The organism is Corallococcus sp. AB038B (genome assembly GCF_003668955.1).
In the GTDB taxonomy this organism is placed as follows: Bacteria; Myxococcota; Myxococcia; order Myxococcales; family Myxococcaceae; genus Corallococcus; species Corallococcus exiguus.
In genome coordinates, this window is record NZ_RAWO01000016.1 from 70,867 (window position 1) to 93,442 (window position 22,576).

General features: G+C 69.9%; 25 protein-coding genes. 8 read left to right on the forward strand and 17 right to left on the reverse strand.

The features are described 5' to 3' along the window. Positions 1-18 precede the first annotated feature (18 nt). The 7 genes from D7Y04_RS37865 to D7Y04_RS37895 form a co-directional block, all read right to left on the reverse strand. Entirely contained in the window at positions 19-1,479 is a 1,461-nt protein-coding gene (locus tag D7Y04_RS37865) for an adenylate/guanylate cyclase domain-containing protein (RefSeq protein ID WP_121762495.1), read from the reverse strand. 167 nt (positions 1,480-1,646) lie between these two features. Further along, complete coding sequence (locus D7Y04_RS37870; RefSeq protein ID WP_121762496.1) at positions 1,647-2,774, reverse strand: hypothetical protein; 1,128 nt, start codon at positions 2,772-2,774, stop codon at positions 1,647-1,649. Positions 2,775-2,787: 13 nt separating this feature from the next. Beyond that, positions 2,788-3,345 (reverse strand): Uma2 family endonuclease, encoded by a 558-nt coding sequence (locus tag D7Y04_RS37875; RefSeq protein ID WP_121762497.1) that lies wholly within the window; start codon positions 3,343-3,345, stop codon positions 2,788-2,790. Positions 3,346-3,449: 104 nt separating this feature from the next. Continuing rightward, entirely contained in the window at positions 3,450-3,626 is a 177-nt protein-coding gene (locus D7Y04_RS44680; RefSeq protein ID WP_158620633.1) for a hypothetical protein, read from the reverse strand. A 126-nt stretch (positions 3,627-3,752) separates the two neighbouring features. After that, the gene (locus tag D7Y04_RS37885; RefSeq protein ID WP_120595354.1) at positions 3,753-4,616 is read right to left on the reverse strand and encodes a tryptophan 2,3-dioxygenase; all 864 of its coding nucleotides are present in this window, start codon (positions 4,614-4,616) and stop codon (positions 3,753-3,755) included. A 142-nt stretch (positions 4,617-4,758) separates the two neighbouring features. Beyond that, positions 4,759-5,283, reverse strand: coding sequence for a cell wall protein (locus tag D7Y04_RS37890; RefSeq protein ID WP_121754212.1), 525 nt, complete (start codon positions 5,281-5,283; stop codon positions 4,759-4,761). 180 nt (positions 5,284-5,463) lie between these two features. Then, entirely contained in the window at positions 5,464-5,961 is a 498-nt protein-coding gene (locus D7Y04_RS37895; RefSeq protein WP_233597101.1) for a hemerythrin domain-containing protein, read from the reverse strand. Between the two features lie 267 nt (positions 5,962-6,228). Here D7Y04_RS37895 and D7Y04_RS37900 point away from each other — a divergent pair, with 267 nt between their 5' ends. The 5 genes from D7Y04_RS37900 (at position 6,229) to D7Y04_RS37915 (ending at position 11,704) form a co-directional block, all read left to right on the forward strand. Continuing rightward, positions 6,229-6,858: a lysophospholipid acyltransferase family protein gene (locus D7Y04_RS37900; protein ID WP_255428746.1), complete on the forward strand. Its 630-nt coding sequence runs from the start codon at positions 6,229-6,231 to the stop codon at positions 6,856-6,858. Further along, on the forward strand, positions 6,851-7,732 hold the full coding sequence (locus D7Y04_RS37905; RefSeq protein WP_121762498.1) for an alpha/beta fold hydrolase: 882 nt from the start codon (positions 6,851-6,853) through the stop codon (positions 7,730-7,732). The genes D7Y04_RS37900 and D7Y04_RS37905 overlap by 8 nt, the downstream gene beginning before the upstream one ends. Positions 7,733-7,770: 38 nt before the next feature. Beyond that, positions 7,771-8,709, forward strand: a complete 939-nt coding sequence (locus D7Y04_RS37910; protein WP_120595357.1) for a proline dehydrogenase family protein — start codon at positions 7,771-7,773, stop codon at positions 8,707-8,709. A 3-nt stretch (positions 8,710-8,712) separates the two neighbouring features. After that, positions 8,713-9,162, forward strand: coding sequence for a hypothetical protein (locus D7Y04_RS44685; protein WP_158627659.1), 450 nt, complete (start codon positions 8,713-8,715; stop codon positions 9,160-9,162). 139 nt (positions 9,163-9,301) lie between these two features. Further along, on the forward strand, positions 9,302-11,704 hold the full coding sequence (locus tag D7Y04_RS37915; RefSeq protein WP_158627660.1) for an ADOP family duplicated permease: 2,403 nt from the start codon (positions 9,302-9,304) through the stop codon (positions 11,702-11,704). 16 nt (positions 11,705-11,720) lie between these two features. Here D7Y04_RS37915 and D7Y04_RS37920 read toward each other — a convergent pair whose 3' ends face one another. The 9 genes from D7Y04_RS37920 to D7Y04_RS37960 all read right to left on the reverse strand — a co-directional run bounded on the left by D7Y04_RS37920 (position 11,721) and on the right by D7Y04_RS37960 (position 20,259). Further along, a complete protein-coding gene (locus D7Y04_RS37920) occupies positions 11,721-13,514 on the reverse strand; it encodes a thiamine pyrophosphate-requiring protein (protein WP_121762500.1) in 1,794 nt (597 codons plus the stop codon). Between the two features lie 125 nt (positions 13,515-13,639). Then, a complete protein-coding gene (locus D7Y04_RS37925) occupies positions 13,640-13,984 on the reverse strand; it encodes a monovalent cation/H(+) antiporter subunit G (RefSeq protein WP_120595361.1) in 345 nt (114 codons plus the stop codon). Continuing rightward, complete coding sequence (locus tag D7Y04_RS37930; protein ID WP_120595362.1) at positions 13,981-14,268, reverse strand: monovalent cation/H+ antiporter complex subunit F; 288 nt, start codon at positions 14,266-14,268, stop codon at positions 13,981-13,983. The genes D7Y04_RS37925 and D7Y04_RS37930 overlap by 4 nt, the downstream gene beginning before the upstream one ends. Positions 14,269-14,282: 14 nt before the next feature. Then, positions 14,283-14,780, reverse strand: coding sequence for a Na+/H+ antiporter subunit E (locus D7Y04_RS37935; RefSeq protein WP_121762501.1), 498 nt, complete (start codon positions 14,778-14,780; stop codon positions 14,283-14,285). After that, positions 14,777-16,144, reverse strand: a complete 1,368-nt coding sequence (locus D7Y04_RS37940) for a complex I subunit 5 family protein (RefSeq protein WP_120595364.1) — start codon at positions 16,142-16,144, stop codon at positions 14,777-14,779. Before D7Y04_RS37940 ends, D7Y04_RS37935 begins: the two co-directional genes overlap by 4 nt. Then, positions 16,144-16,512 (reverse strand): sodium:proton antiporter, encoded by a 369-nt coding sequence (locus D7Y04_RS37945; RefSeq protein ID WP_120595365.1) that lies wholly within the window; start codon positions 16,510-16,512, stop codon positions 16,144-16,146. Before D7Y04_RS37945 ends, D7Y04_RS37940 begins: the two co-directional genes overlap by 1 nt. After that, on the reverse strand, positions 16,509-16,952 hold the full coding sequence (locus D7Y04_RS37950) for an MnhB domain-containing protein (protein WP_121762502.1): 444 nt from the start codon (positions 16,950-16,952) through the stop codon (positions 16,509-16,511). Before D7Y04_RS37950 ends, D7Y04_RS37945 begins: the two co-directional genes overlap by 4 nt. Beyond that, entirely contained in the window at positions 16,949-19,234 is a 2,286-nt protein-coding gene (gene mbhE, locus D7Y04_RS37955; RefSeq protein WP_121762503.1) for a hydrogen gas-evolving membrane-bound hydrogenase subunit E, read from the reverse strand. The genes D7Y04_RS37950 and mbhE overlap by 4 nt, the downstream gene beginning before the upstream one ends. A 143-nt stretch (positions 19,235-19,377) precedes the next feature. Further along, a complete protein-coding gene (locus tag D7Y04_RS37960; protein ID WP_120595368.1) occupies positions 19,378-20,259 on the reverse strand; it encodes an AAA family ATPase in 882 nt (293 codons plus the stop codon). Between the two features lie 192 nt (positions 20,260-20,451). Here D7Y04_RS37960 and D7Y04_RS37965 point away from each other — a divergent pair, with 192 nt between their 5' ends. Genes D7Y04_RS37965 through D7Y04_RS37975 form a run of 3 tightly spaced genes read left to right on the forward strand, consistent with a single transcriptional unit; the run spans position 20,452 to position 22,154 of the window. Continuing rightward, positions 20,452-20,991 (forward strand): hypothetical protein, encoded by a 540-nt coding sequence (locus tag D7Y04_RS37965; protein WP_233601768.1) that lies wholly within the window; start codon positions 20,452-20,454, stop codon positions 20,989-20,991. Positions 20,992-21,031: 40 nt separating this feature from the next. Then, positions 21,032-21,676, forward strand: a complete 645-nt coding sequence (locus D7Y04_RS37970; RefSeq protein WP_233601769.1) for a hypothetical protein — start codon at positions 21,032-21,034, stop codon at positions 21,674-21,676. Positions 21,677-21,689: 13 nt separating this feature from the next. Continuing rightward, positions 21,690-22,154, forward strand: coding sequence for an SMI1/KNR4 family protein (locus tag D7Y04_RS37975; protein WP_121762576.1), 465 nt, complete (start codon positions 21,690-21,692; stop codon positions 22,152-22,154). Positions 22,155-22,165: 11 nt separating this feature from the next. Here the strand turns inward: D7Y04_RS37975 and D7Y04_RS37980 are convergent, their stop codons facing one another. Continuing rightward, positions 22,166-22,570 (reverse strand): cytochrome C oxidase subunit IV family protein, encoded by a 405-nt coding sequence (locus tag D7Y04_RS37980; protein WP_233601770.1) that lies wholly within the window; start codon positions 22,568-22,570, stop codon positions 22,166-22,168. Positions 22,571-22,576: the final 6 nt, after the last annotated feature.

Here is a 22,576-nt window from a genome sequence, read left to right on the forward strand (position 1 = left end):
CCCGCCCACCCTACCGCGTCAGAGGGCGCGGTAAAGCGGCACCGGCTGCTGCTTGCCCTTCAAGCGCACCGGCGGCAGGTCCTCGAAGGCTGTCTCGTTCGCGTCCACCAGCTCGCGCGTTCGCTCGCCCACCAGGATTTCCCCCGGCCCGGCCAGCGCGCACAGCCGCGCGGCCACGTTCACCGCGTCGCCGATGCAGGTGTACTCGGCCCGCATCGCGCTGCCGATGTTGCCGGACACCACCACGCCCGAGTTCAACCCCACGCCCAGCTCCAGCACCAGGGGCCGGCCCTCGCGGCCGTGGGCCACCCACTCGGCCTCCGCCACGGCGCGCAGCTCCGCCACGGCCTCCATCATCATCTTCGAGCACTGCAGGCCCCGAAGCGCGTCGTCCGGGCGGCCCACCGGCGCGCCGAAGACGGCCATCAGCCCGTCGCCCAGGAACTTGTCCAACGTGCCGCCGCAGGTGAGCACCGCATCCGACAGCCGGCCCAGCACCTGGTTGAGCACCGCCACCACCTGTTCGGGAGGCAGGCTCTCCGCCAGGCCGGTGAAGTTGCGGATGTCCGCGAACAACACCGTCACCTCGCGCTTCTCACCGGCGAGCACCGCCGCGTCCGCGCTCTTGAGGATCTCCTCCACCACCGCGTCGGACGTGTAGCGCGCGAACAGTTTGCGCATGCGCTCCGTCTCGTCCGTGCGGCGCACCACGCTCTCGATGCGGGCCGCCAGTTCGTCCATGGACGCGGACTTGTTCACGTAGTCGTCCGCGCCCGCGCGCAGGCCGCGCACGCGCTCCGCCTCGCGGTCGTTGGCGGTGAGCATGATGACGGGGATGGCGCTGCGAGGGCCCTCCTTCAGCCGCCGGCACAGCTCCACGCCGTCCAGCCCCGGCATCTCCAGGTCGCTCAGCACGATGGCCGCCTGCAGCCGCCCCATGCCCTCCAGCGCCTCGTAGGGGTCCTGGAAGCAGAGGACCTCGTAGCCCAGGGCCACCAGCCCCTCCTGCACGAACGCGCACGCCAGGGGGCTGTCGTCCACCACCACCACGCGGCGGCGCCCCTCCGTCGCGGGACGTGGCAGGTCCTGCCGGCCGACGATGCGGTTCTGCACGCCCAGCGCTTCGTAGATCTGCTTGTAGGTGCAGTGGCCCAGCTCGACCAGGATCTCCCCCAGCCGCCGCCCGTCGCGCCGCTGCCGCGCCAGCGCCTCGTCCAGCTGCGCGAGCGTCACGTACTTGAGCCCCACCAGCAGCTCGCCCAGGGGCGGCTGCGCGGGCCCCTTCTCGTGGTTCAAGCCCAGGGCCTCTCCCAATGCGTCCTGAATCTGCTCGCGTGACACGTAGCCCAGGGAGATGAGCGCCTCTCCCACGCGCTGTCCGGTGAGGGCCTGCAGCGCGAGCGCCTCCTGCACCTGCCCCGGCGAGACGACGCCCAGCTTGAGCAGCAAATCACCGAAGAGGGGGTTCGATGCACTCACGCGGAAGCCTCCGTCTCACACACCCGAGCGCGGGAGCGTAGCGCAACCCCGGCCGCCGCGAAGCCCTCACCACGTCTTGTCTCTTCCCGCGTCCCCCATCCGACGGGACCGTCGTCCCTTCGGACGCTCCACGGGAGCGCCGCGCGGCGTTCCTGGCCGGCTCGCCGTCAGTGCTCGAACATGCGGCCGAAGGCCATGACGATTTCCAGGATGATCAACGCGACGATCATGACTTCCAGGACGTGCGAGCGGTCGATGTCCACCTCGCCCTTGAGCAGGCCATAGGTCTGCGCGAGCAGCTGCTGCTTGCGCGTGACGGAGGCCTGCCACGCGGGGATGCGCAGGCGGCGCACGGCGCCCTCGTAGACCTTGGCCAGGTAGAAGTCGCCAATGATTTTCAGGCTGTTCTCCACCCGCTCCACGAACTCGTTGAGGTCCACGAGCGTGCCCAGCGTCTCGCGCGCCAGGTTGCGGTACGGGCTGCGGAACAGCGTGAGCCAGCCGGGCTTGCGCGCCTGCACCTCGTCGTGGATGCGCGCGATGTGCTTGTCCAACCGCTCGTCGTAGTAGCGGAACTCCAGGAGCTGCGCGTTGGCGATCTCCAACAGGTCCGGGATGTCGCGCGAGCCGGACGGCTCGTAGACGAACGCGCTGTTCCAGTCGACGACGACCAGGTCGTGGGCGGTGTAGCTGAAGCGCACCTGGGTGACGGCCTCGCGCTCGCGCGGCGCGAGCGGCGCGGCGGTGCTCTCTCCCAGCAGGAGCCGAGCGATGTCCGCGCGCTGGAACAGCTCCTCCGCGGAAGGGTTGCCCTGGATGCGTTCGGCGAAGATGACGGTGTAGCTCTCGCTCTGGTCCCAGAGGTGCGGCCCCTGCACGGCGGAGGCGATGGTGCGGCGCACGCCCTCCACCAGCTCCCGCGCCAGGTCCTCCAGGGCATGGCTGTCATAGAGCTCATCCGCGACCTGGGTGAGCGTCTCCCAGGTGGTGCCGGGAGCGACGGGGACGCGCAGGATGATGGACGCGGCGCCGTGGTCGAACAGGCGCGCGGTGGCGTCCACCGTGACAGGACCGTCACGCAGCGCGAGCGGCCTGCGGCCCAGCTCATAGACCACGGGCGGGTTGGGCAGTTGGATGTACTGGCTGTTCTCGCGCGACAGCTTCAAGCGGCGCGAGTCCTCCGTGAGCGCCTTGCGCGCGCGCTCCAGGTCTATCTCCTCCGCGATGTCGAACGTGCGGTAGCAGAGGATGTGGGCCTGTTCGAAGAGCAGCATCATTCCGGCGGGCGCGGACATGGTGCGGAAGAGCCTACTCGACGTCCTCCCACAGGACCTTGAGTTCCAGGGGAAGCGCCTCGAATGGTTCCGCGTGGACTATCTCCGAGTCCCCGTAGGCTCCCAGCAGCAGGTAGTGGCCGCCTTCCAGGCGGAAGACCTCCAGCATGTGTTCGCGCGGGTCCACCAACCAGACGTGTTTGACGCCCTCTCGGGCATAGATAGGCAGCTTGCGGGCCCGATCCAACCGGAACGTCGACGGGGACAGCACCTCGCACAGCCAATCCGGCGCCATCGTGAAGCCCACGACGTCGGGCATCTTGGGCATCCGCTCCCGGCGCCAACCCGCGACGTCGGGAACCAGGACGTCCTTGCCCAGGTGAAGCTCCGGCTTGGGGAGGAAGAGCCATCCTCCAGGCCCTCCACGCCCCCGTCCGAAGGGATGGTGAAGCTCACCAAGCAAATGCATTGCGGCGGAGGCAAGCGGCGCCGCGAGCGGGGGCGTCGCGAACAGCTCCCCGTTGACGATCTCCCCAACCAGATTCGGGGGCAGTGCTTCCAGGTCGGCGTAGGTGGCGGGCTTTCGGGTCATCTCCGGGAAGAGTAACCCATCAGGTAGGGACTCACCTATCTGACACCCGGCGGCCGGGAACCCCGGAAGGGCCCCGGGGCCTGAAACATTTCCGGATGTTTCACTCAGTCGCCGCCGCCCTCGGGCAGCTTGATGCCAATGCCACCCGGGCCCTCGCCATTATCTGGCAGATTGCCAATATGCCCTGGCGTGGGAATGGGGCGGTCTCCCGCCTGACGCTTGTTCTTCTGTTCGTCTTCCGGAAGCTGCGGTTCCTTCCGGGGGCTTTCGTGCTCACCCATGGTGGCTCCTTCGCACGTTGAGAGGATTTGACCTCTCCCAAGCTAGGGAGCTCGCGCCCCGGCTGGCACCCCGTTCCTGCCGGTCCGCGGAGCATGCGGGGACACGAGCGGGGGCGGATGGGGAGCTCAGACGCCCCGGGGCTTCGCGGGCGGCGTCAGCACCGTGCGCACGTCCCACAGCTCCGGGAAGAAGCGCAGGTCCAGCGCCTTGCGCAGGAAGCCCACGCCCGACGAGCCGCCCGTGCCCTGCTTGAAGCCGATGATGCGCATCACCGTCATCATGTGCCGGTAGCGCCAGAGCTGGAACCGCTCCTCCGTATCCACCAGCTTCTCGCACATCTCATACGCGTCCCAGTGCTTCTCGGTGTCCTCGTAGATGCGCCGGAACACCTCCATCACCTGGGGGCTCTTCTCATACGGCTGACGCCAGTCGCGCTCCACGTGGCTTCTGGGAATGTCGTGGCCCATGCGCGACAAATGGCGCAGGAATTCATCGTAGATGCCCGGCGACTCCAGCAGGCGGTCCAGCTCCGCGTGCACACCCTGCACGTGCTTGAAGGGCCCCAGCGCCGCGTCATCCTTGTTGCCCAAAAGGAACTCCAGCGCCCGGTACTGGAAGCTCTGGAAGCCTGACGCGTGGCCCAGCGTGTCGCGGAACTCCAGGTACTCGTTGGGCGTGAGCGTCTCCAGCACGCTCCACTGCTCGAAGAGCATCCGTTGGATGTGCGCGACGCGCGCGAAGATCTTGAACGACGGCTCCAGCCGGTCCGCCTGGATGTAACGGATGCAGGCGGACAGCTCGTGGATGAGCAGCTTCATCCACAGCTCGCTCGTCTGGTGCTGGACGATGAACAACAACTCGTCGTGATGGGGAGGCTGGGAGCGGGGCACCTGCGCGGACAAAAGGCGGTCCAACTGCAGGTAATCGCCATAGGTCGTCCGGCCCGCGAGGTCCGTGACGATTCCAGGCTCCAGGTCGCGTTTGTTCATGGCCCGGGCACTCATGCACACCAACGCCCTCGCGGCGCAAGCACATCCTCCGCGCGGTCAATCCTGCCACGTGCTTCCAGACGGAAGGGCGTGGTCTACCTGTATGCCCGGGCCGGGGCGACGACTGATACTGCGGAAGAACCTAGGCGTTCTTCTGAGCGGCTTCCGCGAGCGCCTTGGAGGCGGCGCGGCCACGGGGCAGCTTGATGTCCTCCACGCTGTTGGGGTTGGCGTAGTCGGACCACGCGGAAGGACGGCGGTTGGTCTTCTCCAGCATCCGCAGCTTCTGGTAGTGCGCCGCGCAGTAGCCCTTGGTGCGGCTGGGCTTGCCGCAGCCCATGATGGCGCACTCACGGGCGCCGCCTTCCACCACCGCCGGCTTGCGGCCCCGGCGCTTGCCACCCGCCGCAGCCACCGGCGCGCTCACCGACGGACGACCCGCCGGGCGACCCACGGGACGACGACCGGGCTTGCCGGCCGCGGGCGCGTTCGCGCCGAAGAGGGGGCCCACCACCTGAGCCAGGGGCGCCAGACGCTCGGCCACGCTGCGCAGCGCATCCAGGTCCGCCGTGCCCGACTCCAGACGAGACACCACGTCGCGCAGGGGCTTGAGCTGCACTTCAATCTCGTTGCGAATCATCTCGCGGAACGCCTTGTCAACTGACATTTCGACCAATCCTCGGTTTAAGGGGGGAGCATTGCCTTGGCGTGAACCGGCACGCACAAGTACCAATACCTTCCAGAAAGGCAATTGTCGAAGGAAGCGATAAAAAGTTGTGACGCCACTGCGTATCAGCAGGCGAGAAAGGCCCGGGAAATGGGTCTCGGCGACGCTTTCAGGCGCTTCTCACGCATCCCAATGCAGGGGTTCCAACAACGCTCCACGACCCGGGGCGGGGGGGTGCTGCGAGCGATCCAGCAGTTCCTCGTACGTGAGTGCGAGGTCGTGTCCCAGTTCCTCCAATTCCTCCGCGTCTAGAGACGCGGACAGGCGGGGGAGCACCCCATGTTCGGTGGCCTGCACATGCGCCACGACCTGATCCTCCAGCGTGAAAAGGCGCGCCTGCCACTCGACGCCGCGAGGCGTCAGCTCCTGCAATTCCTCCATCAGCTCACGCAGGGTGAGGTGGTCCTCGGCCTCTTCTCGGGCGCGGGTGCGGCCCTCCACGCGTGTCAGCAGCGGATGGACGCAGCGCTCCTCCAGCCGGGAGTGCAGGCGCAGGAGGCGGGCCAGGGCCTCCTGACCGTGAGTCATTTCCTCCGCGTCCGCCTCCGAAGCCAGCCGCTCCAGCAGCTCCTCCAGCTCGCGATGTTGATGCAGGAGGATGTCGAATGGGCCGGCCATACCCCCAAGCATCAGCACGGCTCCGGGGGCAGACAACCGCACCCATCCCCCCGCCGGGAAAGGCAGCCTGCTGGCGTGCATGCCCTTTTCCGGTGATTGCGGCGGTTGAGCCCCTGCCCGGCCGCCTGGTGTCAGGGTGCCGGCTTGCGAGTGCGGCTGCATCTTGGCTCCACCGTGGAAAACCCACTCACCAGCGTCCGGCAAGCCGTGTTCCGTTTCGCGGAGGGCGGCGCCGCCCTGTCCGCGCGCTATCACCGCGCCCGACTGGTGGGAGCTGAACATTTGCCCAGACATGGGCCGTTGCTGCTCGTGGGCAATCACGGTGTCTGGGGATACGAGACCCCCGCCTTCTTCCACCTCCTGCACCGGGCCACGGGGCGCTATCCGTTGGGGCTGGCGGAGCGGGGGTTCTTCAAGATTCCCCTCGTGCGCACGGTGTTGCCCTGGCTGGGCGGGGTGGAGGGGACGCGGGAGAACGCGCTCCGGTCGCTCCAGGAGGGGCGGCTCGTCGTCTGTTATCCGGGCGGCGCGCGGGAGACCTTCAAACGCAGTCAGGGCCGCTACCAGCTCCGGTGGGAGAGCGCGCTGGGCTTCGTCCGGCTGGCCATGCAGGCCGGGGTGCCGGTGGTGCCCTTCGCCGGCTTCGGGGTGGATGACACCTTCTTCTGGCCTCCGGACGAGGACCGGTGGTGTGTGCGCCTGGCCGCGGAGGACAAATACCGCATTCCGTTGGTGATGGGATTGGGCCCCCTGCCGCTGCCAGTTCAATTAACCTTCGCCGTGGGTGAACCCCATGAACCGCCGCCGTCGGGTGCGTCGGAGTCACGCGTGCGAGCCTTCCGCGACCGCGTGGCCGCCAGCGTCCGGTGCCTGCTGCTGAGGGCCTGCCATGCTTGATACCGCCGCCACTCGCGTCCCCGCCCCGCCCCACCCGCCGCCGCGGGTGCCGGACGTGGAAGACATCCAGCGCGGGTATGAGCGGCTGGACTGCGAGGAGCGCGTCGTCCGGGGCACGGCGGTGCGGCTGTTCACCTTCCCTGGGGGCAACAGGGATGTATCACGCACGGTGGTCTGTCTTCCGGGGCTGGGCGCCAGTGGCCGGTCGTTCGCCCCCATGGAGCCGCTGGCCCAGGCGTGGAACCTCCTGTTGTGGACGCCGCCGTTGAAGACACCGGCGACCCATACGCCGCTCCAGTGGAACCTGTCGGTGCTCAACAACCCGGAGGCGGGGCTGCCGGAGCGCTTCGCGTTGTTGGGGTCCTCCTACGGCAGCCTGCTGTCCATCGCGTATGCGTTGGAGCACCCCCAGCGGGTGAAGGCGCTGGTGCTGGTGTCGCCGGTGGCCAGCGTGCGCAAGGTGCGGCGGCTGGCGTTGTCGCTGTCCACGCTGGTGCGGGCGCCCCAGCCGCTGGCGTATGTGTTCGCGCCCACGGTGGCGCGGGTCATGGGAGGCCGGTGGCTGCCGGCGGAGGGGCGGGCGGAAATCGTGCGCGAGGCCCGGCGCATTTCGCCGCTGGAGCTGATGCGGCGGCTGCGCGACATCCTGGCCGCGGACCTCCTGCACCGGCTACAGGAGCTGCGCGTGCCCACGCTCATCATCGAGGGCGGCCGGGACCTGCTGGTGCCTCCAGCCGCCGCGCGCGACGTGGCGGCGCATGTGCCGGGCGCCCGGCTGGAGTTCCTGGAGGCGGCCAGTCACCTGCCGTACATGAGCCACCCGGAAGCGTTCAATGAACGCGTGTCCGACTTCCTCTCGCGGCACCCTGACTGAACAGGCGTTATCTCTAGTCGCGGGGGGAACACATCCACATGACCACGGCCGCAGACCAGCTGTCCCGCTCCGCGCTGCTGTTCCTGTCGCGTCAGTCCAACCTGAAGGACGTGGCCACGCGGCTCAAACCCTTTCGCCAGCTGGCGTCCCGCTTCATCGCGGGAGAGACGCTGGAGGAGGCGGTGGACGCGGTGAAGGCCCTCACGGCGAAGGGGCTGATGGCCAGCTTCGACCATCTCAACGAAGCGGTGCGCTCCCCCCCGGAGACTCGCGACGAGGTGAAGCAGTACCTGCGGTTGTTGGCGCGCATCGACCAGGTGGGCGTGCGGGCCAACGTGTCGATGAAGCTCACGCAGTGCGGCCTGTTGTTCGACCGGAACCTGGCGCTTCAGAACGCGCGAGCGGTGGTGGCGGATGCGACGGCGCGGGACTCGTTCGTGCGCGTGGACATGGAGGAGAGCGCCGTCACGCAGACGACCCTGGACATCGTGCGGGATTTGCACTCGGAGTTCGGCGAGCGGCACGTGGGCGCGGTGCTCCAGAGCTACCTGCGGCGCACGGAGGAGGACGCGAAGGCCCTGTGCGCCGAGCGCGTCCGCATCCGGCTGTGCAAGGGGGCCTACCTGGAGGGTTCCGACGTGGCGTTCCCGGACAAGAAGGACGTGGACGCGAACTACGTGCGCTGCATGCGCATCCTCCTGGACAGCGGCGTGTATCACGGCATCGCCACGCATGATGAGCGGATGATTGACGCCACGTTGGAGTACGCCGCGCGTCAGCATCTGCCCAAGGGCGCCTTCGAATTCCAGATGCTGTATGGCATCCGGCGCGACCTGCAGGAGCAACTGGTGAAGGACGGCCATCCGGTGCGTGTCTATGTCCCGTATGGGAAGCACTGGTATCCCTATTTCATGCGCCGGCTGGCGGAGCGTCCGGCCAACCTGTGGTTCGTGATGCGCAACCTGATGAAGGGGTAGGCCATGAGGAATCCGTACGCGGCGGCCTATGTCGCCGGGGCCGTGGGCACCGGCGCGCTGGGATTGCTGGTCACCGTGCGCAATGCCTGGCTGGGCCATCCACCGCCCTACGCCGCGCGCCACATCGCAAGGCACGTGCTGAGCCGGCTGTTCCGCCGGAAGCTGTCCCGGCACGAGGCGTCGCAGTGGGCCTTCGCGCTGCGCGCGGGCTATGGCCCCCTGCTGGGCATGGGCTGGGGCCTGGTGCGGGTGCGCACGGCGAAGTGGACCCTGCTGCACAGCGGCGTGTTGCTGGGCCTGGGGGTGCTGGCGTTCGAGCGCGCGGCCTTCCCCGTGTTCAAGGCGACGACGTTCGCGAACACCTGGTCGCGCGCGGAGCACGCCTGGCTGTTCGCGCAGACGGCCCTGTTCGGCGTGGTCACCGAGGCGACCATGCGCTGGCTCACGAAGTAGGCCGTTTCACGGAAGTGGGACGGCCGTTCCCAGTTCCGGTCAGGCCCCGGGGCGGCGTGCTCCGTCCGGCGGAGGAAGGCCGTGCGTGGCATCCTCGTTGCTACACGCGCGTCCTCGTCCCCCCACCCCTGACAGGTCCATGCTCTTGCACGAAGTCCGGCGCACGTTGCGCTCGATGGCCCGGGAGAAGCTCTTCACCTCGGTCGTCGTGTTGACGCTCGCGCTCACCATCGGTGCGACCACGGCGGTCTTCAGTGTCGTGTACCCGGTGCTCTGGCAACCCCTGCCGTATCCGGAGTCGGAGCAGTTGGTCCGCCTCTTCCAGGCGACGACGCCGGGCGCGGGGGCCGGGCCGCACAAGGACCGCACCCGCGTGAGCCTTCCGGTGTGGAACGCTTGGCGCGAGGGTGCCCGGAGCTTCTCCGGCATCGAGGGCGTGCGGGTGGCGAAGCAGCTGCTGGGCGGAGCGGGGCTGGAGGCGCGGCTGACCGTGGGACGCGCCTCCGCGGGGCTGATGCCCCTGCTGGGCGTCCGGCCCGCCCTGGGGCGGCTCTGGGGGACGGAAGGAGAAGTTCCGGGCCGCGACCGCGAGCTGGTGCTGACCCATGCGCTGTGGCAGCGGCTGTATGGGGCGGACCCCGCCGTCCTGGGCCGGAGCGTCCTGCTGGACGACACGTCGCACGTCATCGTGGGCGTGCTGCCGGAGGACTTCCGCTTCGAGCCGGAGGTGGAGGCGTGGAAGCCCCTGGCGCTGGATGCGCTCAAGGACGGAGGCAATACGCTGCGCGTCGTGGGACGGATGCGTCCGGGCGTCTCCCTGGAGCAGGCCCGGGGGGAATTGCTTCCGCTCACGCTCGCCGCGGCGGACGTCCCGGGCGAGCCACGGGTGGGGGTGCACGTGGAGCCCCTCCACGCGTACTTCGTCGAACAGTCCCTTTCCCAGCTCCAGATCGCGGCCGGGGCGGCGGTGCTGCTGTTGCTGTTGGGGTGCTCGAACCTCACGAACCTGCTGCTCGCGCGGGGCAGCGCGCGGATGCACGAACTGTCGGTGCGCCTGGCGCTGGGAGCGACCCGGTGGCAGCTGGTCCGGCAGGTGTTCGTGGAGAGCGCGGTCCGGGCCGCGTTCGGTGGCGTGGGCGGGTTGCTGCTGGCGCTCTGGGGGCGGGGACTGCTCACCCTCTTCATTCCGGGCTGGTTCGTGTCCGGACCGGGGCTCGAGCCCTCCTTGCTCGGCATCGTCGCGGCCGTGTCGCTGACGACGGCGGTGCTGGTGGGGGTGCTGCCCGCGCTCCACGCCTCGCGCGGAGAGGCCCGGGCCGTGCTCGCGCCGATGATGCGCGGAGGGCGCGGCGCGACGTCCCTGGGCTGGGCACGCTCGGCACTGGTCGTCGCGCAGCTGTCCCTGGCGCTGGTGCCGCTGGTGGGCGCGGGGCTCATGCTGCGCACGCTGTGGAAGCTCCAGGCCGTGCCGCTGGGCTTCGAGCCCGAGAGGGTCACGGTCGCGGAGGTGTTCTTCCCGCTGGAGCAGTTCCCCGACGAGGCCCGGGCCTCGGCCCTGGCCCAGGCGCTCATCGCGCGGCTTGAGACGCTTCCCGGCGTGGACTCGGCCGGGCTCACCGCGGCGCTCCCCTTCTCGGGTGAAGTCTGGCGTGAGACGGCGGGCTTCCACGTCGCGGGGATGCCCCCGCCGTCCGGGATGCCTCCCCGAGCCGGTTACGTCCCGGCCAGCGCGGGCGCGTTCCGGGCCATGGGCATCGCGTTGAAGCAGGGCCGCCTCATGGACGCGGGCGACACAGCGGATCATCCTCCCGTGGTGGTCGTCAGCGAGGCCTTCGCGCGCCGGTATCTCCCGGGCCGGGAGCCGGTGGGTGTCCGGCTCCAGTTGGAAAGGGACGCGGCGCCCCGGGAAGTCATTGGCGTCGTCGGGGACGTGCCCATGGAGCGCATCTCGGTGGCACCGTCCGGGGACCTCTACGTCCCGCTGGGCCAGGACATGCGCAAGAGCTTGAACCTGGCGGTGAAGTCCTCGCTGCCAGCGCACCAATTGCTGGCGCTGCTACAGGAGGAGGTCCGCGCGGCGGATCCAAACCTGCGGCTGCTCAACGTCCGCCCGCTGGACCGCGTGGTGGAGGCCGGCTCCGCCCGGGTGCGGGTGCTGGGCGGACTGCTGGCGGCGTTCGCGCTGCTGGGCGCGGTCCTGGCCTCGGTGGGGCTGTATGGATTGCTGGCCTTCTGGGTGACGCAGCGGACGCGGGAGCTGGGCATCCGGAGCGCTCTGGGCGCGACGCCTCGGGGACTGCTCCGGCTGGTCGTGACCCAGGGATTGCGGCTCACCGGCCTGGGCCTCGCCGTGGGGCTGCTGGGCGCGGGGCTGCTGGCCCGCGCGCTCTCCGCGATGCTGTATGGCATCACGCCCCACGACCCGCTCATCTTCGTGGGAGCGCCCGCACTGCTCTTCCTCACCGCGCTGGCGGCCAGCTGGATTCCCGCGGTCGCCGCCACGCGTGTCTCCCCTGCCGAGGCCCTCAAGCAGGACGCCTGAGGGCCCCTGCCCCACCTCAGGACTTGTTGCCCTTGTGGGGGAGGAGGTTCTCCACCATGTCCTTCATGGACTGCTTGAGGAAGCCGCCCGCGTCCGGGTCGCCCTTCACGACGGCGGAGGCGAACATCTTCGCCTGCTCCACGGTGATGTGCGGCGGCAGGGGCGGCACGTCCGGATCCACGTAGGCCTCGAAGACGACGGGCCGGTCCGAACCCAGCGCTTCATCCCATGCGGACGCGAGCCGGTCCGGCCGGTCCACGCGGAGGCCCTTGAGGCCCAGGGACTCGGCGTATTTCGCGTAGGGGAAGTCCGGCAGCTCCTGCGACGCGGCGTACTTCGGGTCGCCGGCCATCGCCCGCTGCTCCCAGGTCACCTGGCCCAGGTCGCGGTTGTTGAGCACCAGGACGATGAGGCGCGGGTCCTTCCACTCCTTCCAGTACTTCGCCACGGTGATGAGCTCCGCGTTGCCATTCATCTGCATGGCGCCGTCGCCCACCACCGCGAGCACCGGGCGGTGCGGGAACGCGAACTTCGCGCCCAGGGCGTACGGCACGCCGCAGCCCATGGTGGCCAGGTTGCCGGACAGGGACGCCATCATCCCCTGGCGCATCTTCAGGTCGCGCGCGAACCAATGGGTGGAGCTGCCGGAGTCCGCTGTGAGGATGACGTCCACGGGCAGCTTCGGGGACAGCTCCCAGAACACGCGCTGCGGGTTGAGGGGGTTCGCGTCGTTCATGGCGCGCGCCTCCAGCACCTTCCACCAGCGCGCCACGCCCTTCTCCACGCCCTCGCGCCAGCTCCGGTCCTCCTTGCGCTTCAGCTGGGGCAGCAGCGCGCGCAGCGTCTCCTTCGCGTCGCCGACGAGCCCCACCTCCATGGGGTAGCGGATGGAGAGCATCCGGCCATCCAGGTCGACTTGAACGCCGCGCGCCTGGCCCTCCGGCGGAAGGAACTCCGAGTAGGGGAAGCTCGTCCCCACCATCAGCAGCGTGTCGCAGTCCTGCATCAGGTCCCAGCTGGGCTTCGTGCCCAGCAGGCCGATGGAGCCCGTCACGAAGGGCAGCGCGTCCGGCAGCACCGCCTTGCCCAGCAGCGCCTTGGCCACGCCCGCGCCCAGCCGGTCCGCGACCTCCAGCACCTCGACCTCCGCGTTCATGGCGCCCGCGCCCACCAGCATCGCCACCTTCTTGCCGGCGTTGAGGACGTCCGCGGCGCGGCGCAGGTCCGCGTCCTGGGGAATCACTCGAGGGGATGCGTAACCCACGCTGGAGTGCACGGTGCCGTGCTTGCGCGCGGGCGGCTCATAGAGCAGCTCCTGCAAGTCGTTGGGCAACACCAGACACGTCACGGTGCGCTCGCACCGGGCGATGCGCACAGCGCGGTCCAGCGCGTGGCGGATGGCGGAGGGCGCGGTCACCATGGTGACGTACTCGCTGGCCACGTCCTTGAAGAGAGAGGTGAGGTCCACCTCCTGCTGGTAGTGCCCGCCCAGGGCCGTGCGCGCCTGCTGGCCGACGATGGCCACCACGGGCTGGTGGTCCAGCTTCGCGTCGTAGAGGCCGTTGAGCAGGTGGACGGCCCCCGGGCCGGAGGTGGCCATGCACACGCCCACCTCGCCAGTGAACTTCGCGTGCGCGCAGGCGGCGAAGGCGGCCATCTCCTCGTGGCGGACCTGCACGAACTGCATCTCCGAGCTGCGCCTCAGCGCGCCCATCACGCCGTTGATGCCATCGCCCGGGTAGCCGTAGACGCGGCGCACGCCCCACTGGATGAGGCGATAGACGAGGTAGTCGCTGACGGTGGCGCTCATGCGCGAGGCTCCTGGGCAGGGGGAGGTTCCTCGCGCATCAAGCTAGTGACCGCGGTGGGCCCTGGAGCCCGGGGGCATCCGGGTGCCCGTTCCGCCCTCCTGTGAGCGGACCTGCGTGCGGGCGGCTACTGCCGCTCGGGGCCTTCCGGTTCGTGCCGGTGCCGCCGGCCCTTGTCGTGGGCGAGCTCCGGGCGCTTCTCCGCCAGCCAGGCGATGGCGTGGGCGGAGCTGGGGATGGTGAGCATCAGGAACGCGGCGACGAGCAGCCCTCGCAGGAGCAGCCAGCCGTCCGCCGTCGCCAGCGTGGCGCCGATAATGACCAGCGCTCCGCCGAAGGGCACCGCGCCCGCCGCGTGCACGCGCGTGAGCACCGAGGGCAGCCGGTACATGCCGATGATGGCGGCGGTGATGAAGCACAGGCCCAGCGCCACCAGGCCGTCGGCCACCCACTGCACCATGGCGGACATCATCGACTGTCCTCCTCGTCGTGGAAGGTGCGGCCGTGGTGCAGGAAGCGGGCGCCGGCCACGGTCTGCACGTAGGAGAGCAGGGCCAGCACCAGGGCCGCGTCCAGGTAGCCGGCCTCGCCGCGTGTCGCGCCGTACAGCGCCAGCACCGCGCAGATGACCAGGCCCAGGGTGTCCACGGACATGAGCATGTCCGCCGAGGACCGCTGGCGTGAGGCCAGCAACACCAGCGCGCCCAGCAGGCCCACCATCCACACGATGGCCAGGGTGAAGAAGGTCTCGTGCATCGCAGGCCGCCTCCCTACGGAAACACCGCGCGCTGGTAGCGCTGGTAGAAGTGGTCCTGCTGCCGGATCAACCGGTCCGGATCCGACGCGTCCAGCGCGTGCATGCGCATCACGCGCTTCTTCCAGTCCAACTCCAGCAGCACCGTGCCCGGGGACAGGGACATGACCCACGAGGACACCTGCACGCCGCGCGCGGTGCGCTCGCCCATGGGGACCTCCACCACGCCCGCGTGATTCGCGCGGTCCGCGGGGCCGAAGATGACCATGAGCACCTGGAAGCAGCTCCGCGTCACCAGCACGGCCAGGGCCCAGCCGAAGCGGGGCAGGTGCAGCGTGCGGCGCCAGTGCTCGCGAGCGCTCAGGACCGGCGGCAGGCCGGCCAGGGGGAACAGGCGCATCACGCCCAGGGCCAGCACCGCGCCCAGCGTGAGGTCCACCGGGTGGAAGCTGCCCACCATCAGCGCGTACAGCAACGCCAGGGACAGCATGTGCAAGAGGGTGCGCGGCTTCATGGCAGCGTCCCCAGGCCCTGGATGGCGTCGCGTCCGGCGCGCAAGAGCGGCTCCGGCCAGAGGCCCGTGGCGATGAGCGCGAGGGACAGCGCGTACACCACCGCGCCCGTGCCTCGGTGCAGGGCCGCGCCCTCCTTGAGCCAGCGCTCGCGCTGGTAGGCGCGGAAGAGGGCCAGGAGCGACAGGGCGCTCGCCAGCACCACCAGCCCCGCGAGCCAGGCATGCCCCTGCTCCAGTGCCGCTCGCAGCAGCCAGGCCTTGGACCAGAAGCCCGCGGTGGGCGGCACTCCCGCCGTGCTGAAGGCCGCCACCGAGTAGGCCCTGCGCGCCCGCTCGCCGCCCCGGTCCTGCGCCAGGAACAGCGCCGTCTTGTCCACGGAGCCCGCGAGCGCCAGCGCCACCGCCGCGCACAGGCCCTCGCGGCCATCCAGGCTCAGCGCGGCGATGATGAGCCCTGCTTGCGTGATGGACGCGTACGCGAGCACCTCGCGCGTGTCCCGCCGGGAGAGCGCCAGCACGGAGCCGTAGAGGATGCTCGTCGCGCCCAGGACTTCCAGCAGCGGCCGGGCCTGCGCCAGCACCTGCGGCATCACGTCCACGCCGAAGCGCAGCAGCCCATAGCTGCCGATGTTCGCCAGCGCTCCCGCGAGCAGCGCCGCCACTGTGGGGCCCGCGTCCCGGTACACCGCGGGTGCCCAGAAGTGGAACGGGAAGAAGCCCAGCTTCACCCCGAACGCGCACAGCAGCAGCGTGCCCGGCACCAGCAGCGCGAACGGCGGCCCGGCCTGTCCCCACGCGATGATGGACAGCATGTCCAGCGTGCCGGTGGTCAGGTACAGCATCACCACCGCCGTGAGGAACAGCGTGGACCCCATCAGGTTCACCACCACGAAGGTGAACGCGGCGCGCAGGTTGCGGGGCTTCTCGCCATACGACGCCAGCCCGAACGCGGCCGTCATCGCCAGCTCGAAGAAGACGTAGAAGTTGAACGCGTCCGACGTGAAGAACACCCCTGTGAGCCCCGCGCCCATGAAGACCACCAGCGCGGGGAAGCTGCGCGACGTGATGCCTCCCGCCACGTGCTCGTACACGAGCGTTCCCAGCAGCACCGCGGTGGACACCAGCGCGAACACGATGGAGAGCTGATCCGCTCGAAGGCGGATGCCCACGCCCACGGGCCAGTCTCCCGTGACGAACTGGGGCGCCTGCGCGCTCCAGGCCTGGGGCAACAGCCACACCGTGCACACGAGCGTGCCCGCGAGCCCCGCGATGGCCAGCCACGCCACCCACGCGCGGCGCCCGTCCAGGAACGCCAGCACCACGCCCAGCACCCACGGCAGGAGCAACGGACCCCAGAGCGGCATCAGGGGTCCTCCTCCCTCTCCACGGCGTGCACGCGCTTGAGCTCCGCTTCCACCAACCGGTCCGTGCGCAACGAGCCGTGCGCCCGCTGCGTGCGGTGCACCAGCGTGAGCAGCAGCGCGGACACCGCGAAGCCGATGACGATGGCCGTGAGCGCCAGCGACTGGAGCACTGGGTCCGTCACCGGCCAGCCCTGCTGCACGCTCAACGCCTCGCCGCGCTCCGGGAAGGAGCCCGCGAGGATGAGCAGGACGCTGGAGTTGGTGATGAGCACCGTGCCGCACGCCACGCGCACCAGCTCGCGCTCCAGCACCATGCGCACGCCGCACGCGAACAGCAGGCCCACCACCAGGGACGCGATGAGAATCATGGTCCGGGCTCTTCCTCTGCTCCCGTGCGCAGGGCGAAGCGGTCGATGACGGTGACCACCAGCCCGAAGACGATGAGCATCAGTCCTCCCTCGAAGATGAGCGCGGTGTGCAGGTGGAGGCCTCCCATGCCCAGCTCCGGCTGGTCCGGGCGGGGGAAGAGGCTCATGGGCGTGTAGCCCGCGAGCACGGGCAGGAACGCGGTGCCCACCACGAGCAGCAGCCCCACGCCCGCCAGCGGCGCCGCGTACCGCACCGCCACGTAGCGCCGGGCCTGGTCTCGACCCGCCACCACGTACTGGAGCAGCACCGCAAGGCCTGCGAGCGCCCCTGCCGGGAAGCCTCCGCCTACCGATGCGCCGCCCTTCAGCCAGAACGAGAGCGCGATGATCAACGACGGCCACAGCAGGAGGCGCGACAGGGGTGGGACGAAGGAGATCATGGCCTCTTCCCCTTCAGGGTCAGGAGACTGGTGACGCCGAGCAGCGCCGCCACCACGACGGTCATCTCCCCCACCGTGTCCAGGCCTCGGAAGTCCGTGAGCACCGCGGCGACGACGTTGGGCGAGTGCGCGGCTTCCGCCAGCTGCACCGTGCGCGCGCCCACGCGGTCCGCATGGAGATGGGACAGGGCGCTCCAGCTCAGGAGGAAGGCGCTCGCGCCCGCGACTCCCGCGGCCAGACGGTCGCGTCCGCGTGGGTTCTGGGCCTCGTGCTGGGCGCGCGCGAGGCGTCCGCGGGGCAGCAGGGCCAGCAGGCCCGCGAAGAGCAGCGTGAAGGTGGTCTCCACCAGCACGGAGGTGAGGGCCACGTCGGGCGCGGCGGCGAAGGCGAACACCATGGCGAGGCTGAAGCCCACGCAGGAGATGAGCAGCACCAGCCGCAGGTGGCCCTTCGCGCGCAGCGTGGCCAGCGCGGCGGCGGACGCGAAGGCGAGCGCCATCACCAGCGTGATGTCCGCCCACCCCACCGAGCCCACCTTGAAGCGGTCGCGCAGCGGCGTCACGCCCAGCACCGCGAGGCCCAGCAGGCCCGCGGGCACCAGCACGGACGCCACGCGATCGCGCAGGTCGCGCACCTCCTTCTCGTGCAGCCACGTGGACAGCCGGTCCAACTGGTGCAGCAGCAGGCGGTAGCCGCGTTCAGCACCTACTCGGGACGCGCCTTCCAGCACGCGGGAGAGCGCGGGCGTCCACGCGCGGCGCGTGGCGAACAGCGCCGCGCCCAGGACCCAGGCCCCCACGGCGAGCAGGTTCTCCGCTCGCGCATCCAGGTGGTACGCGAGCTCCAGCGTGGAGGGCTCGCCGCGCATCGCCTCCGCGGAGGCTCGGGAGGGTGCGACGAGGAGGCTCGGGAGCACGCCGCCCAGCAGGATGGCGGCGGCGAGCACGACCACGGGGGCCACGAGCAGCGGCGGTGCGGCGGGCGCGTCCTGGCGCGGTCCACCGAAGAGGCCCCACCACAGGCGCAGCGTGTACGCGAGCGTCATGCCCGCGCCCACGAGCCCGGCGGCCATGAACGCGGGGCCCTCCTTCGCGAGCGCGTGGAAGAAGACCTCGTCCTTGAAGAAGCCCACGGTGAGGGGCAGCGCGGCGAGCCCCGCCGCAGCGACGGCGCTGGCACCCGCGAGCACGGGCAGCGAGTGGCGCAGGCCTCCGACCTCGGACAGATTTTTCTTCCCGGTGACCTGGGTGATGGCGCCCGCGGTGAGGAAGAGGGCGGCCTTGCACGGCGCGTGGGCCGCCACGTAGAGCGGCGCGCCTTCGGAGCCCAGCGCCACCAGCACCAGGGCGTAGCCGTACTGCGCGATGGTGGAGTACGCGAGCACGCGCTTGAACGGATCCGCCACCAGGGCCATGAGGCTGCCCATGCCCAGAGACAGGAAGCCGATGGCGAGCAGGCCGTGGCGCACGTCCGTGGCGGGGGCGAACAGGGGATAGAGGCGCTGGAGGAGGAAGACGCCCGCGGCGACCATCGCGGCCGAGTGCAGGTACGAGGACACGGGCGTGGGCGCGGCCATGGCGCGAGGCAGCCAGAAGTGGAACGGCACCTGCGCGCTCTTGCCCAGCGCGCCCACGGCCAGGCACACGAGCGCGCCGGTGGACGCGGGGTTCTGCGCCGCGCGTTCGAAGACGAGCGGCAGGGAGAAGGTGCCGTACTGGAGGCCCAGCGTCATGGCGCCCGCGAAGAAGACGACGGAGGTGGCGCCGGTGAGCACGAGCGACAGGAGCGCGGCGGCGCGCGACTCGGGGTCCTCGCGGTCGAAGCCGATGAGCAGGTAGGAGATGATGGTGGTGAGGTCCAGCGCCACGAAGAGCAGCAGCAGGTCATCCACGGTGACGAGCAGCACCATGGCGGCCATGAACGCGAGGAGGAGTCCCTGGAAGCGCACCTCGTCGCGCGCGGGACGGCCTTCCTCGTGGAGGTGGTGCGGCATGTACGCGCGCGAGTACAGGACCACGAGCGCGCCGATGCCGAGCGCCATCGCGGCATAGAGGCCGGACAGGCCGTCGCGGGTGAACTCCAGCGACAGGCCCCAGGAGGGGGCCCAGGGGAGCACGAGGCGCGTGGGCGCCTGTGTTGTCCATTCATGGACCAGCGCCCCCATCGCGGCGAGCGCGCCCAGGGCGCCCATCCAGGCCGCGGCGCCCGGACGCCACCGGCCCGCGACATAGGCGAGCGGCGCGCACGCCAGGGCCAGGAGGATGGGCAGGAGGAGGGGCATGGGCGAAGAGGCCCACGTTAGGAGTGGCCCGCCGACGCAGGCACACAACCGTCAGCCCCATATGCGGAGCGTCACCCCCAGGTCACTCGTGGAGCCGGGGCCGTGCGCTGGTGGACAGCCCAGCCTGTTCCGATGGCCCGCTGCTACAGCGAGTCCAGCAGCTCCCGGCACTCGCGCCGCCAGTGGAGCGCGGTGGCGGGCACGGGGTTCACGCGCACGGAGCCGTCCGTGGGCTCTCGCGACAGGAGGCGCACCTCTTCCGGGCGCACGTGCTCCAGCAGGTCCGGCGAGTGCGTGGCCAGCACCACCTGCACCGGCTGGCCTCCCGTGGATTCGCCTCGCGTCATGGCGCGCAGCAGCTCCAGGACTTCGCGCACCAGGCCCGGATGCAGGGCGCGCTCCGGCTCGTCCAGCGTGAGCAACTCCGGCAGCGGGCGCTGATAGGGCAGCACCAGGAACGCGAGCAGCCACAGCACTCCGTCCGACACGTAGTCGGGGCCGAACCAGACGTCCGGACTCCAGCGGTCGCGGAAGCGCAGCCGGAAGGAGCGGTCCTCCAGGTCGCGCGCCACGTCCACCTCCGACAGCGACGGCACGCGCCTGGCCAGCTCCTGGGAGATGACTTCCCGCGTGGACATGGGCAGCGCCGCGAAGACGCTCGCGAGATTGCCGCCCTTGCGCTCCAGCCAGGTCGCCTTCGCGGACGAGCCAGCTCCGCGCAGCGCCTCCATGCTCAGCGACAGCTGCTGTGTGGAGTGCCCCTGGCCGGGCAGCGTGTCCATCACGCTGAATGGATACTCCACGCGCGTGCGGTCGCCGTGCGCGTACGTCCACTCGATGGAGAGCGGACGGGACTCATCCCGCCGCCAGAAGTCCGAGGGCTCGTACGCGAGCTGGTGTTGGAGCCCCTCCAGCACGGCGGTCTTCCCCGCCGCCGAGGGTCCCACCAGGACGGTCAATGGCTCCAAGGCGAGCTGGACGTGAAGCAGGCACCGGTAGTGCTCGAAGCGGACGGAGGCAATCACAGCCGGAAATCTAACGGCCTCCCCCCAGGGGCCGTCCATGGCTCCAAGCGGACCCAGGTTCCAACGTGGGGTGTCCACCACGCCCTCCAGGCGGTCAGGCCCTTCCCCGGCGGGGTCTCCGCCTCGGGTAAACCGGGTCCTCTCTCCGCGCGGCCGTTCCTACTCTCGACGATGAAGGGAGGGGGGATGCGGATGCGCGGACGGCGTCAGGAGGCGGACTTGGCGGTGGCGCCGTGGAACCCTGTGCGCGATGCCGTGCTCCCAGGTGCGCTCGCGGGAACGCTGGGCGCCTTCGCGATGACGGTGCTCGCCTGCGCGTTCGCGGCCGTGCTGCAAGGCGAGCCCTGGAGGCCTGCGCTCCTCGTGGCGGGGCTGTTCTTCCGCGGTGGCACGGCCCAAGGAGCCGGCGCGGTGCTGCTCGGGCTGTTCATCCACTTCGCCGTGGCGGGTGGACTGGCCACGGGCTTCGCGCTCCTGCTGCCACGCCGGGGCACCGCCGTCGCGGCGCTCTGTCTGGGAATGCTCTACAGCCTGGGCCTGTGGGCCGTGATGACCCGGCTGATGATTCCCTTCGCTTCGCCACCCCTCGCGCGCGAAGCTCCCTCCGCGCTGCTGTTCCTCCTGCACATCGCGTTCGGCGCGGCGCTCGGCACGGTGCCTGTACTCCGCGACGTCCTCACCCGCGTGGACCGGCTGCGACGTCAACTCCAGCTCTTGAAGCAAGCGGCCTGAGCGGGATGGGAGTCAGTGCCGCCCATTAGCGTTCGGCGGCATGCAACCCCATTCCATCAAGTCCTCCAGGCGCGCCTGGCTGCTCCTGTCCGTGCTGTTGGTTCTCCTTGCTGCATGCGCGGAGGGCGTGATGACCGCGACTGGCGGCATCCGGAAGTGGGTGGGGCCGGAGGTGCGGGTCCCTGGCGGTGGAAACTTTCGCACGGTCATCTACTACGGCCCCTGGCAGTGCAGCCCCAACCTCATGAACTACTGCCGAGACAAGTGCTCAGGAGAGGGCTACGCCCTTCAAGGCTGCATCTGGCTCGCGGACGTGAAGATGGACTTCGTGGGCGACATTGTGCGGGCCGGCAGCCGGTTTGGCATGACGAACTGCTGTTGCAACTACCCGACGCTGAGCAAGGCCCAGAACGACTCGGCCCGGGCGAAGTGGAAGTCCATTCGCGATGGATTCCGGGAGCGGTGGTCTGAAAAGTTCGGTGAGTGGCCTCGCGAAGCGGACGGGTCGCCATACCAGGCGCACCACCTTCGCGACCTCAAGCATGGTGGCAACCCCACCGACTGGGACAACATCATTCCCTACCCCAAGGACGTTCACGAGACGCTGTTGGGGCTCTACAACCAGTGCTACGCGAGCCAGCCTCCATGGACCACGCCGGGGGGAAGCTACCCCTACGGAGAGTAGCCAGATGCCGACGATGACCGAACTGCTGGAGGAGGTGTCACGGCACCACTTCCCCAACGCGCCCGCGACGTCCGCACAAATCGAGGCGTTCGAGGCCAGCATGGAGTGGCGGCTGGACCCGGACATGCGCGCGTTCTACCTGCACTGCGACGGCGCGAAGCTGTTCGACCGCGTCGACCCGGACTTCCACTTCCTCCCGCTGGCGATGATTCGCCGCGCACGGACGGTCATGCTCCAGGACGACAGCGACAAGTCCGGGCCCGCGTCCTGGTACGTGGCGTGCGCACTCCAAGACAGCAACTACGTCATCGTGGACGTGGGCCAGCAGTCCGGAGGGCGCTATCCCATCATCGACGGCTACCGGGAGGCGTTCCCCGACCCGTACTACTGCACACAGATCGCCAACTCCTTCTCGGAGTTCCTTGCCGGCGCGCTCCACTCCGAACGACGTTGGTTCTGGCTTCGAGAAGAGGCGTAACGCCCTGACGCTCACGGCTCCCGAGGACCCGCGGGCTCCGGAGGCCTCGCGCTCCTCGGGTCCTCCATCGCTCCTGGCAGGGCCTCCACCGGGAACGGACCTGGGGGAATCGTGGGGCGGAAGCGCGTACGCGTCTCCAGCACGCACACCGCCAGCAGCACCGCCACGAACACCACGGACGTGAGCAGCACCAACCCATTGCTCGCGCGCTGTTCGCGCAGGTGCATGTAGAACAGGGCAATCAGCAGCCCCTTCGCCCCCGCGATGAGCAGCGCCACCGGCAGCGACCATGCGCCGTGCGGCAACTTGTGCAGCCCGTACGTCAGCGCCGTCAGCGCGAGCAGCACCCCTCCCACGACCAGCACTCCGGCCACGCTCAGCTGACGCTCCGGCCTCTCCACCGCGTCCTCGGTCACGGGCCC

Bases quoted from the DNA above. Each gene is read 5' to 3' on its own strand.
- D7Y04_RS37930 (WP_120595362.1), bottom strand. From the start codon at position 14,268: ATGCACGAGACCTTCTTCACCCTGGCCATCGTGTGGATGGTGGGCCTG.
- D7Y04_RS37945 (WP_120595365.1), bottom strand. From the start codon at position 16,512: ATGATTCTCATCGCGTCCCTGGTGGTGGGCCTGCTGTTCGCGTGCGGC.
- D7Y04_RS37940 (WP_120595364.1), bottom strand. From the start codon at position 16,144: ATGCCGCTCTGGGGTCCGTTGCTCCTGCCGTGGGTGCTGGGCGTGGTG.
- D7Y04_RS44680 (WP_158620633.1), bottom strand. From the start codon at position 3,626: ATGGGTGAGCACGAAAGCCCCCGGAAGGAACCGCAGCTTCCGGAAGAC.
- D7Y04_RS37965 (WP_233601768.1), top strand. From the start codon at position 20,452: ATGCGCGGACGGCGTCAGGAGGCGGACTTGGCGGTGGCGCCGTGGAAC.
- D7Y04_RS37915 (WP_158627660.1), top strand. From the start codon at position 9,302: ATGCTCTTGCACGAAGTCCGGCGCACGTTGCGCTCGATGGCCCGGGAG.
- D7Y04_RS37935 (WP_121762501.1), bottom strand. From the start codon at position 14,780: ATGAAGCCGCGCACCCTCTTGCACATGCTGTCCCTGGCGTTGCTGTAC.
- D7Y04_RS37875 (WP_121762497.1), bottom strand. From the start codon at position 3,345: ATGACCCGAAAGCCCGCCACCTACGCCGACCTGGAAGCACTGCCCCCG.
- D7Y04_RS37885 (WP_120595354.1), bottom strand. From the start codon at position 4,616: ATGAACAAACGCGACCTGGAGCCTGGAATCGTCACGGACCTCGCGGGC.
- D7Y04_RS44685 (WP_158627659.1), top strand. From the start codon at position 8,713: ATGAGGAATCCGTACGCGGCGGCCTATGTCGCCGGGGCCGTGGGCACC.
- D7Y04_RS37920 (WP_121762500.1), bottom strand. From the start codon at position 13,514: ATGAGCGCCACCGTCAGCGACTACCTCGTCTATCGCCTCATCCAGTGG.
- D7Y04_RS37895 (WP_233597101.1), bottom strand. From the start codon at position 5,961: ATGGCCGGCCCATTCGACATCCTCCTGCATCAACATCGCGAGCTGGAG.
- D7Y04_RS37925 (WP_120595361.1), bottom strand. From the start codon at position 13,984: ATGATGTCCGCCATGGTGCAGTGGGTGGCCGACGGCCTGGTGGCGCTG.
- mbhE (WP_121762503.1), bottom strand. From the start codon at position 19,234: ATGCCCCTCCTCCTGCCCATCCTCCTGGCCCTGGCGTGCGCGCCGCTC.
- D7Y04_RS37950 (WP_121762502.1), bottom strand. From the start codon at position 16,952: ATGATCTCCTTCGTCCCACCCCTGTCGCGCCTCCTGCTGTGGCCGTCG.
- D7Y04_RS37890 (WP_121754212.1), bottom strand. From the start codon at position 5,283: ATGTCAGTTGACAAGGCGTTCCGCGAGATGATTCGCAACGAGATTGAA.
- D7Y04_RS37905 (WP_121762498.1), top strand. From the start codon at position 6,851: ATGCTTGATACCGCCGCCACTCGCGTCCCCGCCCCGCCCCACCCGCCG.
- D7Y04_RS37870 (WP_121762496.1), bottom strand. From the start codon at position 2,774: ATGTCCGCGCCCGCCGGAATGATGCTGCTCTTCGAACAGGCCCACATC.
- D7Y04_RS37910 (WP_120595357.1), top strand. From the start codon at position 7,771: ATGACCACGGCCGCAGACCAGCTGTCCCGCTCCGCGCTGCTGTTCCTG.
- D7Y04_RS37970 (WP_233601769.1), top strand. From the start codon at position 21,032: ATGCAACCCCATTCCATCAAGTCCTCCAGGCGCGCCTGGCTGCTCCTG.
- D7Y04_RS37975 (WP_121762576.1), top strand. From the start codon at position 21,690: ATGACCGAACTGCTGGAGGAGGTGTCACGGCACCACTTCCCCAACGCG.